The sequence below is a fragment of the Hymenobacter sp. YIM 151500-1 genome (assembly GCF_025979885.1).
Taxonomy (GTDB): Bacteria; Bacteroidota; Bacteroidia; order Cytophagales; family Hymenobacteraceae; genus Hymenobacter.
Map to the genome: position 1 here is coordinate 373,099 of NZ_CP110139.1, position 15,729 is coordinate 388,827.

Here is a 15,729-nt window from a genome sequence, read left to right on the forward strand (position 1 = left end):
CTCCGACAAGGTTTTATGTTATAGCTGAGTCCGGTCATGGAACGCGAAGTTTTACTTCGCGACACTTCGCGACCTGTCAGGACTATGTTATCAGGAAAAGCACAACGGTGCGGACGGGTCGCGAAGTAAAACTTCGCGTTACAGTGCAGGCCAGCGTTCAACGGCTGGGCGCGTGCAACGCGCCCCTACAGTTCTTCCAGCCACTGCTTGAGGGCGGTGGCTTTTTCGCGGCTCACCAGCACCTCATCGGTGGGGGCGGGATGCAGGTCGAGCTTGAGCTTGCCGTTGAAGTGGGGGTGCAGGCGCTGCACGGCCGGCAGCTGGGCCAGAAACTGGCGGTTGAGGCGAAAGAACTGGCGCGGGTCCAGTAGCTGCTCCAGCTGCTCCAAGGTGTAGTCGATGACGAAGCGGCGGCCGTCCTGGGTGGCGAGAGTGGTGGTTTCGTGGCGGCTCTGAAACCAGGCCACTTGGGTAGCAGGCAGCGGCAGCAGCTGCTCACCCTGGCGCACCAGAAAGCGGGTTTTGTACTGGCGGGCCGGCCGGGGCAGGCTATCGAGCAGGCGCTCCAGCCGCTGGGCCGAATCGGGGGCTGCGGCAGGCGCGGCAGGGGTGAGTGTGCGCCACTCGCGCAGCTTGGTAAGGGCTGCCGTTAGCTCGGCCAGCTTCACGGGCTTGAGCAGGTAATCTACGCTGTTGGCCTTGAAGGCCCGGATGGCGTAGGCGTCGTAAGCAGTGGTGAAGATGACCGGGCTGCGCACTACCGTCTGCTCAAACACCTCCAGGCTGAGGCCATCGGCCAGCTGAATGTCACTCAGAATCAGGTCCGGGGCGGGGTTTTGCTCCAGCCACTGCAAGGCACCGGCCACGCTGTCCAGCACGGCGGCCACCTGGGCATCGGGGGCAGCCTGCCGCAGCACGCGCTGCAGCCGCTCCGCCGCCGGGTATTCGTCTTCAAGCAGCAGGACGAGCATGGTTGTTAGGGGCTTAGGGTCTTAGATGACGTTCAGGCAGAAAACGGCTGTCATCCTAAGCCGCAGCCGGAGGAACTTATGCACTTAGAACGACAAGCAGCAGAACGACTGGACGAAGAACGACTACGCGGCGCAAACATGCCATTCTACTGTAATCAAAGACCTGCATCTATTACTTGATGCGCCACAGGCTTGGCTCAGGATGACGACAAGATACACCAGAACGTCATCTAAGACCCTAAGTCCCCAAGTCCCTAAGCTCCTACATCAGCAACGGCAGCTGCACCCGGAAGCGGCCGTGGTCGGTGCAGACTGCCACGGGGCGGGGGGCGCGCAGCAGCTCGTAGCGGTGGCGCACGTTGGCTAGGCCGGTGCCAGTGCCGGGGGCCAGCCCGGCGGGGCGGGGACGCAGCGTGTTTTCGACGGTGAAGTAGCCGGCGGTGGGGTCGGCGGACAGGTGCAGCTCCAGCGGAAACTCGCGCGAGGCTACGTTGTGCTTGAGGGCATTTTCGACGAGCAACTGCACGCTCAAGGGGGCCACGCGGGCAGCCAGGGCGGCCGGCGGCACGGCCCGCGTCACGCGCAGCTTGTCGCCGAAGCGAGCCTGGTGCAAGGCCAGGTAGGTATCTACGAAGGCTAGCTCCTCGCGCAGGGGCACGGTGGGCGCGGTGCGGGCCAGCAGCACGTAGCGGTACACGTCGGAGAGCTGCTCCACAAACTGCTGAGCCGGCTCGTTGTCGGGTTCGATGAGGGCCGAGAGTGTATTGAGGGAGTTGAACAGAAAGTGCGGGTCGAGCTGGTTTTGCAGGGCTTCGAGCTGGCTCTGCACCCCGGCTCTTTGCAGCTGCTCGGTGCGGCGCACGTTGTCTTCCCACTGCCGAAAGAAATGCCAGCTTTCGTAGATGAGCTGAATAACCACCGTGGGCACCATGTTCAGGCCAAACTCCCCGAGCAGGGCCGCCGGAGTAAGCCAGGCTCCCGAGCCATGCAACAGGGCCAGGCCCGTGCACAGGCCCACCGTCACGAGGGCCGTAATGGCCGTGTTGATGATGGCCAGCAGCCACAGGCGGCGCCGGGTTTGCTCCACCAGCGGCAGGCGGCGGAACAGCGCAAACCACAGGGCGCGGCCAGTCAGCCAAAACACGGTGGTAAACACCAGCGACACGCCCCAGGTGCCCAGAAACTCGGCTACGGAGGTAACGCGCAGCAGCCCCCGCGGCAAGAGCACCAGCACGGCCAGCGTGGGGATGCCCAGCAGCAGAAACCGCCGGTCATTAAGCACCGGCAGGGCGCGGGCGGGGGGCGGCAGAGGTGGCGGCACGTCGTAGGGTAGCGTTAGCGGGGAAGCTGCTGCACGAAGCTAACCACCGCCTGCCGAAACCGCACGGGCTGCTCCAAAAACGAGTTGTGCTTGCCGGGTAGTACCACTACCTGCTGCTTCGGAAACCGGAAGGTGCGCGGGCCGGCTCCGGTGATGTGGTCGTCCTGGCCCACGATGACCAGCACGGGCAGGGTAATGGTGGCCGTCGTGGGCACATAGTCGCGGCCGTAGTCGGGCAACTGGCCGCTGAACACCTGGGTGGCAAAGTCGCGGTTGGGGGTGGCGGGGCCGCCCTGGGTCAGGCGGCCGGCGCGGGCGGCCAGCGTGTCGGAGGAAAACTGGAGCTGGTAGGCCAGCTTTTGCTGCTGAAGCGCGCCCATCACCATGCCCACGCGCTGCATGGCCGGCAAAGTGGGGGCAGGCCGAGCGGCGGGTGGCAGCAGCGAGGCGCCGTACTGCGCGGTGCTATCCAGGGACGCTACCGGATTAAGGACGGCATTCAGCAGCACCAGCCCCTGCACCCGCTGCGGATGGGCCGCAGCGTAGGCCGTGGCTATGGTAGCCCCAAAAGAATGGGCCATCACCACCCAGCGCTCCAGGCCCAGGTGCTGGCGCAGCTCCTCCAAATCCTGCACCATGCGCGCCATGGAGTAGTTGGGGCGGCGGGGACTACTGGAACGACAGCTGCCGCGCTGGTCGAAGTAAATCAGGCGCAGCGGGTCTTCGAGGCGGTGGCCGCCGAGCTTCTCAAACGAGTAGCTGCCTGCTCCTGGCCCGCCGTGCACAAACACGCAGGGCGTGCCCCGCCCCGCCACCCGCACGTGCAGCCGCACCGAGTCGGAGGTGAGCAGAGTAAAGGAGCCGTTGGTGAGCGGGGCCGGCCGGTTTTGGGCGGCGAGGGGGGCCGAAAGCAGCAGACACAGCGCGGCAAACCAGAAACACAGGCGAGAGAAGCGGAAGGCAGTCATGGCAAGGGAAACGTGTGGTGGAAGACTAGACGAAGCCGCAGTGGCGAATCAAACATCCCCAAAATCCGCCGGCGAAAACAGCCCAAACGAGGTCAAGCAGCCAGGTAGCGGGGTGAAGCGGTAAAGGCGAACCGTGAAGCTGCTGTAATCAGCTGCAAGCTGTAAGCCTCAAGCTGCAAGCTGTAAGCCTGAAGCTTGCAGCTTGAGGCTTACAGCTTGCAGCTGATGCTAACGCAGCGCCAGCAGTGGCTGGCCCGCCAGGGCCTGGGCAAACAGCGCCGCCACGAGTCCGGCGTAGGCTAGGGCACCCAGCCAGGTGAGCAGGGCGGCCCGGCGCGGGAGGTGGCGGCTTAGCCACCAGCCCAGCAGAGGCACCACCTGCAAGGCATGCAGGCCCAGAAAGTGGGCAATGCGCAGGTCGCCGGCGCGGGTGCTCCAGCCCAGGCCCGGCAGGCCGGGGCCGCCGTCGGGGGCGCCCACGGTGTGCTGATTCAGCCGAATCATCATGCCGCCCAGCACCGAGCCCACCAGAAACAACAGCAGCCCCAGCCGTACGCCCCACACGTAGCCGCTGGGGCCCGGCGGCCGGTGCCGCCACACCAGGTACACGGCCCACCCGGTCAGGGCGGTGTTCAGTACAATCATCACGCCCATCAGCCCAAACAAGGCCCCATCCAGCGGCGTGGCGGCGTTGAAGTGGGAGGTGGTGCCGCGAACAGCCTGGGTGAAGATGCAGCCGATTTCGACTACCATGCTCAGGGCCACGCCCCGGCTGATGAGGCGCACCGCCCGCCCCACCGAAGCCGGCAAGCCCGCCAGCAGCCAGCCCAGCGTCCACACATACGCCACCACCGACAAGCTGAACTTCAGAGGTTTAATCCATACGGGCAAGCCCGTGACGGTGCGCTGGTCGAAGGGCAGTAGCACCAGCGCCAGGCCCAGCAGGCCCACGTGCAGCCAGCCGGTAAGGCTGAGCACCGGGTTGGCGCGGTGCAGCCGCCGCAGCCATTCGCTGGCGGCACTCCCAGCACCGGCCGCCGCAGCCGAAGGAGAGGAAGCAGGCAGGTTGGTCAGCAGAGAAGTAGACATGGCAAGAAGCAGTAAGCAGGTGTAAGGTAAGATACCGGACAGATGACTTCGAGAAAGTGCGGCAGCAGCTGAGGCTGAGCTTGTAGCAGGCTAAAACCCGTCCTGCTTCATCTGGCGTCCGCGGAGCCGAACCGCCTCGCGTGCTGACGTCGTGCGCTGAATCACCCGCGCATTCACTCATCCACTCATTCACTCATTCCATAAAACCGCCGCACCAGCGCGTAGAGCAGCAGGCCCAGGGGCCCAAACAGAAACGTAAGCACCAGGCAGGGCACCAGCAGCAAGTGGGGCAGGCCGCGGCGGCGGGCGTCGTGGCTTTCCCAAATGCCCACGGCCATATCAAAGCACAGGTAGTGCACCCAGCCCGTGAGCAGGCCCCAGGGGCTTTTGAACAGCAACGCCACCTCGGCCAGGGTACTGAAGCCGCCCTCCGTAGCCCGCGGGCCCAGGTAGTGCGCCCCCAGCAGCGCGGCGTAAGCGGCGGCCAGCACCAGGGGCAAGGCCCCACTAAGCACCACGCGGCGCGTAATAACCCAGCGCGGCGCCACCACCAGCAGGGCCCAGCCCAGCAGGGCTACCGTGTTGGCCAGGGAAAATAAGGAATCGGGCGTGAGGGTCATAATGAAAGCAGATTAAGCAGGCCAAACATCCGCCGAAAAGCCCGAAAGCCCGCGCCCAACCGCGGTGAAGCCGCCGCCTGCCGGGGTGAAGTGCCGCCCCGCTGGGGGTGAAACGTACCTGGGCTACCCCACGCGGCGGCAACCTGCTAGGCGGTAGGGCGTACCTTGCGCCGTGACTACCGCGCAACAACTGACTTGCTGGGTTAGCCTGGCCCTGGGTACTCTGGGGCTGGGCCGAAGTATGCCCGCCTGGGCCGCCCCCCGAGCTACGGTCCGCCCAGCCCTGGCCCCCAGCGCCGCCACCGACGATACGACCTTCGTGCGCCAGGCCCACCGACGGCCGGTGTTTCAGTTTGATCAGCGTTTTTCGCTGCTGCAAGGCAAGCTGGTGGGCATCAATGGGCTGAAGGCCGGCGTGGAATGGCGGGGCCGCTGGCGGGCGGGCCTGGGCGTGTACCTGCTTTCGGGCGGGGTGCCCACGCGGGGCGGGGTGCCGGCAGCCCTGCCCGCCGCCACCCGCGACGAGCTGCGCTTCCGCTACGTGTCGGCCTACGGCGAATACGTGCTCATCGGCAACCCGCGCTGGGAGCTGAGCGTGCCCCTACAGCTGGGCGTGGGCAATTTCTACAGCAAGTATTACCTGCCCGACGGCAGCGTGCAGCGCAGCCCCAAAGAGCTGATTTACATGGTGGAGCCTACGGCCATGAGCCACTTCCGGGTGTTCCGGTGGATTGGCCTGGGCGCCGGGGCCGGCTACCGCCAAATGGTATTCGTCAACGACCAGCTCGAAGACCAGCTTAGCGGGGTCATCTTCACTGGCCGCGTCAAGCTCTTTCTCGGCGACCTGTACAAAGTAGTGCGCGGCCGCCAGCGCCTCTTCTCCCAGCGCGGCCTGCGGCGCGAGGACTGGGGGAAATGAGTAAAGGAAGGAATGAGTAAATGAGTGAATGAGGGCGTGTCATTGCGAGGCACAGCCGAAGCAATCCGTACTTGTCAGAGAGCCAAACGTCCGAATACACCGAAGCCCTTGACGCTGTGCTAGTATCAGGGGCTTCGGTGTATTTGGGCAGGTGAAAGGTTTTGGAGCAGGTCAGAGCTTTTCACGCTGACAAGGATGGATTGCTTCGGCTGCGCCTCGCAATGACACGCCCTCATTCACTCATCTACTCATTCCTTCCTTCACTCATTTTTACCTCGGTACGGCTATGGCTTTGGCCGACAGGGGACGGCGCAGTACGTAGCGCCGCACGTATTCGGTGGGTACGCCGCTGTTGTAGTTATTGGGCTCTTCCAGAATCTGCACGATTTCCCAGCCCAACGAGCCCATGTAGTTGAGGGCGCTGATGGTGGTGGCAAACACCTGAATCTTGCCGGCCTCGCGCTTTATCTGCTCCGAGCCGCCCAGCTTCTCGTAGCCGTAGCCGAAGTCCACGTAAATGTCAGTGCCCTTCTCTTTTTCGGGTTTGTCCACGTTCACGTAGGTGGTGCGCATCAGCTCACAAAACTCGTAGCGCACCGGCTGCGGAGCAACCGCCTGAGCGGATTGTGAGCCAGTCTGGGCTTGGGCCAGCGCCGCTGGCAGGCTGAGCGCGGCGGTCAGGAGCAAGCGGGAGGAGAGGTGTTTCATACAGTTGGAATGTGTTATGGTTAGTGAAAAAATAAGCGCAGAGTGGACAGATGAAGTTGATTCCACAGATGAAAGTGGTAGAACTGAGCAATCAGCTTCATTTGCCTACTCTGCGCTGTTAGTTGTAATTCGGCAGCAGGCGGTACTTGCGGCCGTAGTCTAGCATCTGCTGAGCGAAGTTGGTGGGGTATTCCAGCTTCACGTCGGTGATTTTGCCACCGGGCGCCACCACGGGCACCAGGCGGGGCTGAATGAAGCCGGCGTAGGGCGCAATGCCCAGCTTCTGGTAGCGGGCCAGCACTTCCTTATGCAGGGCGGCGTCCACCTTCACGCCGTAGGTTTCGATGAGGGTCTTGGCCGCGGCGTAGTCGCCTTCGCTGGTGATGCGCTGGGTTTCGCGCAAGAGCTGCCCGAATAGCTGGCGCAGCTTGGCGTAGTCGTTCACGCGGAAGTAGGTTTTGCCGTCGCGCGTCAGGCGCTCTATTACTTTGTCCTTCTGCCCTTTCTCCAGGGCCCATTTCGCCACCATTTGGCGGTTGCGCATGTGGGCTTCCTCCACGGTTTCGCCCAGTTGCAGGCGCACCAGCTGGGTCATCAGGCCGTTGCGAATGTAGTTGTCGTACTGGGCCCGGCCCACTTCCAGGCTGGGCATCACGCCCAGCTGCACCAGCTTGTCGTCCAGCAAGTAGTAGAGGGCCACCAGGTCGGCGCGGGCTTCTTCCAGGGCCGAGGCGTAGCTTTTCAGGGTTTCCTTGGGCGTGCCCACGCCGGGGTTAATCTGCCCCGAGGCGTGCCCGATGACCTCGTGCATGTCGGTGTGGAGCTTGCCGGCCAGGCCGGCGTACTGGCGGGCCCGCTGCTTCTCGGCTTCGTCCAGGGCAAACTCTTCCAGCAGCCCGCCCGCGTCGGCGGCAGCGTAGGCGTCCACGATGTTGCCCAGGTTCACCGACTTCGAGCCGTGCTCTTTGCGAATCCAGGTGGCGTTGGGCAGGTTGATGCCGATGGGCGTGGCCGGGGCCGCGTCGCCGCTCTCGCCCACCACCGTAATTACCTTGGCCGTGATGCCCACCACGTTTTGCTTGCGGTGCTCGGGCTTGATGGGGGAGTTGTCCTCAAACCACTGGGCCTCGTCGCCGATGGCCCGAATGCGCTTGGTGGCCTCCAGGTCCTTGAACGACACCACCGACTCGTAGGCCGCGCGGTAGCCCAGCGGGTCGCCGTACACCTCGATAAAGCCGTTCACCACGTCGGTCCTCGACTGCGTGTCGTGCACCCAGGCCACGTTGTACTCGTCCCAGGTTTTCAGGTCGCCGGTCTGGTAGTACTGAATCAGCTTTTCCAGGGCCAGCTTCTGCTCGGGCGTGTCGGCCACGGCGGCGGCTTTCTCCAGCCAGAACACCACCTGGCTCAGGGCCTTGCCGTATAGGCCGTCGGTTTTCCACACCCGCTCCACAATGCGGCTCTGCTTGTCCTTGACCAGCTTGGAGTTGAGGCCGTAGGAAATGGGCTGGGCGTCTTTCTTGTTGATTTTCTTGCGGTAGAAGGCCTCCACCTCGGCCTGGGTCAGGTTCTCGTAATAGTTGTTGGCCGAGGTGCGCACCAGGTCCTTGCCGGCCTCCAGGTTCACGCGCTTGGGCGCCACGTTGGGGTCGAACAGGATGGAGGTCATGGTGTTGAGAAACCGGGTTACCGACTCGCCCGGCTCCAGGGGCAGGCGCTTGGAGTCGGTGGCAAACACCAGCTCCCGGAAAAACTCCTTGGTGCACTCGGGCACAAACTTGCGGGTGCTGTAGTGGTGATGAATGCCGTTGGAGAACCACACGCGCTTGGCATAGGTGGCAAACTTGCCCGCCTGGTCGATTTCCCTCTGGTTGGTGCTGGCCGTTAGGCGCTGCTGGTTGGCCGGCCACAGGGCCTCCAGGGTGCGGCGCACGCGCAGGTTGTGCTTGTAGTTTTGGTCGTAGATGATGTCGCGCCCGCTCAGGCCGGCTTCGTAGAGGTAGTACAGCAGCTCCTTTTGGCGCGGCTCCAGCGCCTCGAAGCCCGGCACCCGGTAGCGCAGCACGCGCAGGTCGGCAAACTGCTCGGCCACCACCCGAAACGTATCGGGCGGCGCCACGGGGGCCGGAGCCGGAGTTTCAGCCGGCGCGGCCGGCCTTGCGGATGGCGCGGTACTCTCCCGCAGGCTGGCAGTAGCTTCGGTGGTAGCTTGGGTAACGGCGGTAGTCGGGGTGGTGGAGGTGCTGCGCGCTGCCGAGCACGCGCTACCCAGTTGGGCAGCCAGCAGCGCCGCTATAGAAAGACGCGAACGGTTCATGAATTGTACAATGTGAAAGGAAGGTGTACAAATCAACTAATATTTCCGGTGAGATGTGGGAAAATTTTAAGAGCCTCCGGCAGCCCCTGGTGGCAGACTTAGCCAGCAGAGCTGGCGCGTCTGCCCGCCGGCAAATGGGGCAAGTCTCCCGACTTGCGGCCGCGTAGCGGCCAGCCGGCACCGCGCCGCCAGGATGTATTGACAATACCCTATATGTAGAATAGCTTTCAGCTTCAGCAACTACATCTACATGTCATATCCAGTCCGCGACCAACAAGGACTGTATTTTCTCACGTTCACCGTGGTAGAATAGGTCGATATCTTCACTCGCCCTATGTAAAGGATATTGTTATCGACAGCCTGCGGTTTTGCCAGGAGAAGAAGGGTTTAGAGCTGTTTGCCTTTTGTCTAATGACCAACCATTTGCATCTCATCTGCCGAGCCGCAGAAGGCAAAGACTTGTCTGACCTGGTGCGTGACTTCAAGAAATTCACATCCCGGCAACTGTTCCAAGCGCTGCATACCAACCAGCAGGAGAGCCGCCGCGCTTGGCTAGAGTGGATTTTCTGCAAGCAGGGCGAGTTTAATTCCAACAACCACACGGTGCAAATCTGGCAGCAGCGCAGCCACGGGGTAGAACTACGCAACGAAACCATGCTACGGCAGCGGCTGCACTACACGCACCAGAATCCGGTTCAGGCGGGCATCTGCTATAAGGCAGAGGATTATCTGTACAGTAGCGCCAGCCAGTACGCGGGGCTGGAAGCACTGCTGCCGGTTACGCTGCTGTGAGGGTATTGTCAATGCATCCTGGCGGCGCGGCACCGGCTGGCCGCTACGCGGCCGCAAGTCGGGAGACTTGCCCCATTCCTCGGCGGGCAGACGCGCCAGCTACGCTGGCTAAGTCTGCCGCCAGTTCATCTGCCGCCCGTTCACTCCACGCTCCGCACGGTGCGCAGGCGGTCCAGTTTGCCGGAGGCGGTGGTCTGGAACTCGGGGACGTAGATAATCTGGCGGGGGCGCTCGTACTTGCTCAGGCGCTTGCGCAGCAGGCTCAGGAGCTGCTGTTCCTGCTCGGGCGGGAGCGGGGCACCTTCGAGGTAGGCCGTTACCTGCTCGCCCAGGCGCTCATCGGGGCGGGCGGCCACGAAGGCGCGGCGGTGGGGTAGGCCCAGCTCGGCCTGGGCTACTTCCAGCAGCAGCTCTACCTTCTCAGCCTGCACCTTCACGCCCCCAGAATTAATCACAAAGTCGGCGCGGCCCAGCCACTCGAAGGTGTGCTCATCCAGCAGGCGCACCCGGTCGTTGGTGACGATGAGCTGGTCGTTGGTCACGTCGGCGCGGATGGTGAGGCAGCCGCGGGCGTCCTGGCCGAGGTGGATGCCGGGCAGGGCGCGGTAGTGGGGCGTGGCCTGGGGGCCGTTGAGGCGGCGCAGGGCCACGTGGGAGGCCGTTTCGGTCATGCCGTAGGTGAGATACACGGGCACGGTCAGAGCTTGCAGCTGCTTTTCCAGGGCCTTGTCCACGGAGGCGCCGCCTACCAGAATGCCCTTCATCTGGTTGAGACGCGGGGCATGGCCGGCGGCCAGCACCGTGCGCAGCTGCAAGGGCACAAAGGAGGTGAAGTCGAACCGGGCGTCGGCGGGCACTAGGGCCAGCGGGTCGGCCTGGGGCTCCACGATGGTTAGGTGCATGTTTCGTTCCAGGCCGCGCACCAGCATCATCAGCCCGCCCACAAACTCGCAGTTCAGGCACACCAGCAGCCGCTCCCCAGGGCCCAGGTCGAAATAGTCGCCGGTGCGGCGGGCCGAGGCTTCGAGCTGCCGCCGCTGCATACTCACGCGCTGGGGCTGGCCGGTGGAACCGGAAGTCTGGAGGCCAACCTCCAGGGCCCCGTTCAGCCACTGCCGCACAAAGTCGAGCACGCGGGCCTCGTAGCCGTTCAGGTCGGTGGGAGAGTTGGCCGGGTACTGCCGGATGTCGTCGTAGCGGAATTCGCGGCCGTTGAGCAGCAGAGAGTCGGGAAGCAAAGTGGAAGCGGTGTCGGGCATAGGGCAAACGAAATGAGGAACGCAAATATGCCTCTCTACGGCTCAGCGCAAGCCAAAGCTGGCTTGGTAAATAAGCTGATTCCGTTGCTTAGGCTAGGTGGTGTGAACAGGTTGTACAACTCGTACAATCGAACAAAAAGAACAGTCATGCTGAGCTTGCCGAAGCATCTCTCCCGCTGGCTAACTTCCAACGCTTGTTCAACGAAGCGGGAGAGATGCTTCGGTAAGCTCAGCATGACCGTTCTACTACCAACCGTTCTACTACCAACCGTTTTACTGTAATTGCTCCACACCGTCTAGAACACCTGCCCGATGCCGAAGTAGAACAGCCGGTCCTCGGCCGACAGGCCGTAGTCGGCAAAGACGATGGTGGACAGGTTCCAGGCGATGCGCGCCCCGGCCCCGTAGGACAGCTTCACCCGGTCGAAGCTCAGGTCTTGCCACCGGTCGCGCACCGTGCCGGCGTCCAGGAACGGCGCCACGCCCAGCCCGAAGCTTTGCTTGCCCACCTGCACGTCGGCCAGCCTAACGCGCAGCTCGGCGTTGGCAAAGGCCAGGGAGCGGGCCAGGAAACGGTTGGCCCGGTAGCCGCGCAGCGACTGTCGGCCGCCCAGGGCGTTGATGCTGCCGTCGGGGCTCCACTGGTCCTGAAACTCGAAGAACGGCGCCTCAGCCCCGAAAATGTTGCCCACGCCCACGCGCCCGGCCAGTACTGTGCGCCGGCCCACGGGCAGGCGGCGGTAGTAGCGGCCCTGCACAAACAGCTTGTCGAAGCGGAACTCGGAGCCGATAATCGGGTTGGAAAATTCGTTGGCGACTTCCACATACACCCCGCGCGTGGGGTCGGGCTCGAAGTCGCGGGTGTCGTAGATGAGGGCCGTTTGCAGCAGGGAAACCCAACCGCCCTCCAGCCCGAAAATCCGACCCTGCCGGTAGTCGCGGGCCAGCAATGAGGCGCCGTTGGGAGCCTGGGTTTCTTCGCCGGAAACCGGATTCACAGCGTCGGCCTCGAAGCCCTCGAAGGTTTTATAGGCCAAGTGCTGGATTTCGTAGCCGCCCATCACCCGCCATTTGCCCCGCTGGCCCAGGGCGTAATCGGCCTTGAGGTTGAGCATGAACTCGGTTTCGCGGAAGCGGTTGCTCAGCGCATCGGTTACCAGCGCGGCCTCGCCGGCCTGGCCGGGGCGCAGGGTTTTGCGGGCCCGGTTGTAGTCGCGGTAGGTGGCAAACGTGGCAGCTGGGTTCGAGGGCAGCCGCAGGCGGCCCAGCGTGGCTTCTGAGGAGCCGAAGTACAGGTTAGCCGGGTTTTGCTGGGCTTTGAAATCAACCCGAAACCGCCACCGCGACCCGCGGTAGTAAGGCACGTCCAGCGACAAGGTAAACTCGCGGGCGTTGGACGTGAAGTAGGCGGCGTTGGCTTTCAGCCTGGCCAGGTAGGGCGTGTAGGGAAACAACGGGTTGGTGCGGCGCCCGTTCCAGTAGATATTGGTTTTCGCGCCCACCCCAAACCCCGTTACCGGGTCCGACGACAAATCGGGCAAGCCCGTCACAAACGTGCCTTCCCGCTTCTTGGCCAGGTCGGCATCCGACATGCGCTTCACCCGCACGAAGGCCAGCGAGTCGAGCTGCTGCTGGCCGTGGGCGTGGCCGGACCAGCCCAGCAGCAGCGCCAGCAGGCAGATGGAAAACGAAAAGCGCGACGGAAGCAGAGTAGCAGCAGACATATAGATTCGGGGAGAAGCAAGCCGCCAACCAAACGACGCGGGGCTACCCGACGTTCCGGCCCGGCCGCCGGAAGATACGGCGTCTCCTCAGTGGCGGGCGTCAGCTCCCAGGCGCGGCAGGCTTGTCGGCGCAGGTTAGGAGGTCAACCAGCCGCGCGACAGGCTCAATCGGACGCGTAATGGCTTCGTTTGTCCGCGTTAATAGGTTCAATCGGCCACGTTATAGGCTTAATTGTTCACGCAGCAGGGTGAATCAAGTACGCGACATACTTAGTTGAGTGCGCGACAGGTTCAACCCGCCGCGCAATATATTCAACGGCTTGCGTTACCGGATCAAGCAAGCTTTAAGCGGGTGCCGCTTTCGCACAGAGCCGGGGTTTATTTGCCGTACTCATACACCACGTAGCCCCAGGGCTCCACCTGCCAGGGCTTGCTGGTGAGCGGCTCGGCGGTGCCCATGAACACGTTGTAGGGCTTGCCCAGCAGGGTTTTGTCTTTCACCGTTATGGTTTGCGGCTGGGCCGAGAGGTTGAGAATCACCAGCACCCGGCGGCCGGCCTTCTCGCGCACGTAGGCGTACACGGCCCGGTCGTCGCCGACGCTGAGCTTGCGGAACGCCGCATCGGAGGCCAGGGCGGGGGTGCGCTGGCGCAGGGCGTGCAGGGTTTTGTAGAAAGTGGCCCGCTGGAGCTTCTGGAAGCTCATCGGGTCCCGGTCGAAGAACTTGAGGGCCCGCAGCACCGGCTCTTCCTGCCCGCTGTACACCAGCGGCAGGGCATCGGCCATGGTTTGGCTGAACACGGCAAACGGGGCGTGCACCGGGCCGGGGAAGGTGCCGAAGTCGGACTGGTTCCAGCTGTTTTCGTCGTGGTTGCTCGTGAAGTAAAGCTGCTGGGTGCCTTTGGGGTAGAGGCGCAGCTGCTCCTGGTACACGCTGTCGAGGGAGGTGGCGGGGCGCTGGCCCTTGGCTACCTGCACCATCTTCTTGAACATGTGCCAGGGATATACCGAGTCGAAGCCGCTGCGGGGCAGGTAGGCGCTGTCGCCCTCGGCCAGCATGTACACGTTTTTCACCTGCTTGAGCTGCGGGATGCACTTCTGCCAGAACGTGGCCGGCACGTTCCAGGCCACGTCGCAGCGGAAGCCGTCGATGTCGGTTTTCGTAACCCAGTAGCGCATGGCCGCAATCATGCTGTCCTGCATGGCTTGGTTGCGGAAGTCGAGCTGGCGCACGTCGGCCCAGTCGAAGGCCACGGCCGGCTTGCCCTCCTTGTCTTTTACGAAGAACTCGGGGTGCTGGGTAAGCCAGCGGTGGTCGGCGCCGGTGTGGTTGGGCACCCAGTCGATGAGCACCTTCATGCCGCGCTTATGAATTTCCTTTACCAGCCGCTGCCAGTCGGCCAGGGTGCCAAACTCCGGGTTCACGGCCGTGTAGTCGGCCACGGCGTAGTAGCTGCCCAGGCTGCCTTTGCGGTCCGTCTTGCTAATGGGGTTGAGGGGCATAAACCACAGGGTTTGCACGCCCATGGCCTTGAGGCGGTCCAGGTGCTTGGCAAAGGCGTTGAGCGTGCCTTCGGGCGTGTACTGGCGCACGTTCACCTCGTAAATGTTGCCCTGCAAGCTCCAGGCGGGATGTTGAGGCGGAGTAGTAGGGGCAGACGACTTCTGCCCATGCGTAGCGGCACCGCTCAGGGCCAGCAACAAACCAAGGAAAATCTTTTTCATACCATCCAATAATTGGGTGAGACAAGATACGGCCAGAAATTCAGCACTAGGCTGTCAGGAAATAGGCTGTGGATACTTTTCGTTCAGCGGCCCCCAAACGAACAGCGCCACCGGTTACGGGTGGCGCTGCTGTACTGTTCTTGGGCGCGGCTATTTTGCCTTGCCAGGTTCCGGAACGAGCTGGAAATACGTGGCCCTAAACCGGTTGTCCACAACGTCGCCTTGCACCCTGGCCTGGCGCACGGCATTGCAGAAGCCGTCCTGAGCGTGGGCGTCGCCGTGGGAGTCGATGCCGGTGCCGTCCACGAAATAGGCTTGGCCGTTGACGCGGACGGCCAGGTCACAGCCCTTGCCCGGCAGCCCAAACTTGCACTGCCCGCAGGAAGCCTCCACGAGCTGCGCGGGTTTGCTGGCATCGGGGGCGGCTACGGGAGCGGCGGTTTGGGCCTGGGCCGTTGAGAGGGCCAGGCTGGTCAGGAAGGCGAGGAGCAGGAGACGTTTCATGAAGCGAGCGAATGAGATTGAAAGTGTAGTAGATGACCAAAGAGCCCTACGTATCAGGTACTTCAATAGGAAACAATCAGACTTAGGATGCTACGCAATGTTTATTCACCAGCTGCTTGACAAATGTTTTCCGCCACTGCATCAGACACCCACATGCCAGCGGCGCGCAACTCAGCCAGCACCGGACGAACATGCGCCAACAAGCCGCGTGATTTAGCTAAGATCAACAAGCCCAGCGTGCCGGTATGAGAAAGCTGAAGCTGTTGAGCCACTTGCCGAGCTGGGGCATCGTCCAAGAGAAGTAGACTGTCAGGCGTCTCTAGCGCCAGCACCAACGCACTGTATTCCCCAGGGTGAATAGACCGAAGTATGATTCCCTCCGGCAAGCTGCCCGCCGGGCTGTGTACTTCCAGCCATTCAGGAAGCGGCCGCCCATACTCGGCCGCGACAATCGGCGTAATAAAACAGCGGCTAAATAGATTCCGCAGTAGCTCCAGCCAACCAATTTTAGTGAGTAGAATCAGACCGTTCGTGTCCGAAATAATGACGGAGGGTAGCGAGGTCGTGGTCAAGGTCGGCAGGAGTATAAGTGTCAAAAAGCGAGAAGCCGTACCGTCCCATCGTCTCAATAAACTCCCGCCGGCTGATGCCCACCAGTTGCGCGGCCTGGCCCGTGGAGAGCAGGCCTTTCGTGTACAAAGCCCCGGCCAGCTCCATTTTCAGGTCGTGCTCGGCCTCAGGGCTCAGGGAGTCAGGCAGTTCGATGGTGAGCGTTTTCATACCTTGAAAATAGCGAAAGGCCGGGGCTTTGT

The 15,729-nt window shown here is 62.9% G+C and carries 15 protein-coding genes; 2 read left to right on the forward strand and 13 right to left on the reverse strand.

What is annotated here, in order from left to right:
- Nucleotides 1–185: 185 nt before the first annotated feature.
- From OIS53_RS01485 to OIS53_RS01505, 5 genes are all read right to left on the reverse strand, one after another.
- The gene (locus OIS53_RS01485) at nt 186–971 is read right to left on the reverse strand and encodes a LytR/AlgR family response regulator transcription factor (RefSeq protein ID WP_264680617.1); all 786 of its coding nucleotides are present in this window, start codon (nt 969–971) and stop codon (nt 186–188) included.
- A gap of 262 nt (nt 972–1,233) precedes the next feature.
- The gene (locus tag OIS53_RS01490) at nt 1,234–2,292 is read right to left on the reverse strand and encodes a sensor histidine kinase (RefSeq protein ID WP_264680618.1); all 1,059 of its coding nucleotides are present in this window, start codon (nt 2,290–2,292) and stop codon (nt 1,234–1,236) included.
- A gap of 14 nt (nt 2,293–2,306) precedes the next feature.
- Nucleotides 2,307–3,260, reverse strand: a complete 954-nt coding sequence (locus tag OIS53_RS01495) for an alpha/beta fold hydrolase (protein WP_264680619.1) — start codon at nt 3,258–3,260, stop codon at nt 2,307–2,309.
- A gap of 228 nt (nt 3,261–3,488) precedes the next feature.
- Nucleotides 3,489–4,349 carry a hypothetical protein gene (locus OIS53_RS01500; RefSeq protein ID WP_264680620.1) on the reverse strand — a complete coding sequence of 287 codons (861 nt, stop codon included), beginning with the start codon at nt 4,347–4,349 and terminating at the stop codon, nt 3,489–3,491.
- Nucleotides 4,350–4,534: 185 nt separating this feature from the next.
- On the reverse strand, nt 4,535–4,969 hold the full coding sequence (locus tag OIS53_RS01505; protein ID WP_264680621.1) for an ABA4-like family protein: 435 nt from the start codon (nt 4,967–4,969) through the stop codon (nt 4,535–4,537).
- Between the two features lie 172 nt (nt 4,970–5,141).
- Between OIS53_RS01505 and OIS53_RS01510 the strand changes: the two genes are divergently transcribed.
- On the forward strand, nt 5,142–5,888 hold the full coding sequence (locus OIS53_RS01510; RefSeq protein WP_264680622.1) for a hypothetical protein: 747 nt from the start codon (nt 5,142–5,144) through the stop codon (nt 5,886–5,888).
- A gap of 270 nt (nt 5,889–6,158) precedes the next feature.
- Here OIS53_RS01510 and OIS53_RS01515 read toward each other — a convergent pair whose 3' ends face one another.
- Both OIS53_RS01515 and OIS53_RS01520 read right to left on the reverse strand, forming a co-directional pair.
- Nucleotides 6,159–6,596, reverse strand: coding sequence for a hypothetical protein (locus OIS53_RS01515; protein ID WP_264680623.1), 438 nt, complete (start codon nt 6,594–6,596; stop codon nt 6,159–6,161).
- 118 nt (nt 6,597–6,714) lie between these two features.
- Nucleotides 6,715–8,913, reverse strand: a complete 2,199-nt coding sequence (locus OIS53_RS01520) for a dipeptidyl peptidase 3 (protein WP_264680624.1) — start codon at nt 8,911–8,913, stop codon at nt 6,715–6,717.
- Nucleotides 8,914–9,168: 255 nt separating this feature from the next.
- Between OIS53_RS01520 and OIS53_RS01525 the strand changes: the two genes are divergently transcribed.
- Nucleotides 9,169–9,705 carry an REP-associated tyrosine transposase gene (locus OIS53_RS01525; protein WP_319805490.1) on the forward strand — a complete coding sequence of 179 codons (537 nt, stop codon included), beginning with the start codon at nt 9,169–9,171 and terminating at the stop codon, nt 9,703–9,705.
- 140 nt (nt 9,706–9,845) lie between these two features.
- On the opposite strand, the gene OIS53_RS01530 is transcribed toward OIS53_RS01525, so the two are convergent.
- From OIS53_RS01530 to OIS53_RS01555, 6 genes are all read right to left on the reverse strand, one after another.
- Nucleotides 9,846–10,964 (reverse strand): AMP-binding protein, encoded by a 1,119-nt coding sequence (locus tag OIS53_RS01530; RefSeq protein ID WP_264680625.1) that lies wholly within the window; start codon nt 10,962–10,964, stop codon nt 9,846–9,848.
- A gap of 296 nt (nt 10,965–11,260) precedes the next feature.
- Nucleotides 11,261–12,688 carry an outer membrane protein assembly factor gene (locus OIS53_RS01535; RefSeq protein WP_264680626.1) on the reverse strand — a complete coding sequence of 476 codons (1,428 nt, stop codon included), beginning with the start codon at nt 12,686–12,688 and terminating at the stop codon, nt 11,261–11,263.
- A 378-nt stretch (nt 12,689–13,066) separates the two neighbouring features.
- Nucleotides 13,067–14,413 (reverse strand): alpha-amylase family glycosyl hydrolase, encoded by a 1,347-nt coding sequence (locus tag OIS53_RS01540; protein ID WP_264680627.1) that lies wholly within the window; start codon nt 14,411–14,413, stop codon nt 13,067–13,069.
- 150 nt (nt 14,414–14,563) lie between these two features.
- Nucleotides 14,564–14,917, reverse strand: a complete 354-nt coding sequence (locus tag OIS53_RS01545; RefSeq protein WP_264680628.1) for a DUF6370 family protein — start codon at nt 14,915–14,917, stop codon at nt 14,564–14,566.
- A 101-nt stretch (nt 14,918–15,018) separates the two neighbouring features.
- Nucleotides 15,019–15,489: a DUF3368 domain-containing protein gene (locus OIS53_RS01550; RefSeq protein ID WP_264680629.1), complete on the reverse strand. Its 471-nt coding sequence runs from the start codon at nt 15,487–15,489 to the stop codon at nt 15,019–15,021.
- Nucleotides 15,425–15,697, reverse strand: a complete 273-nt coding sequence (locus tag OIS53_RS01555; protein ID WP_264680630.1) for a UPF0175 family protein — start codon at nt 15,695–15,697, stop codon at nt 15,425–15,427. The genes OIS53_RS01550 and OIS53_RS01555 overlap by 65 nt, the downstream gene beginning before the upstream one ends.
- Nucleotides 15,698–15,729 lie beyond the last annotated feature (32 nt).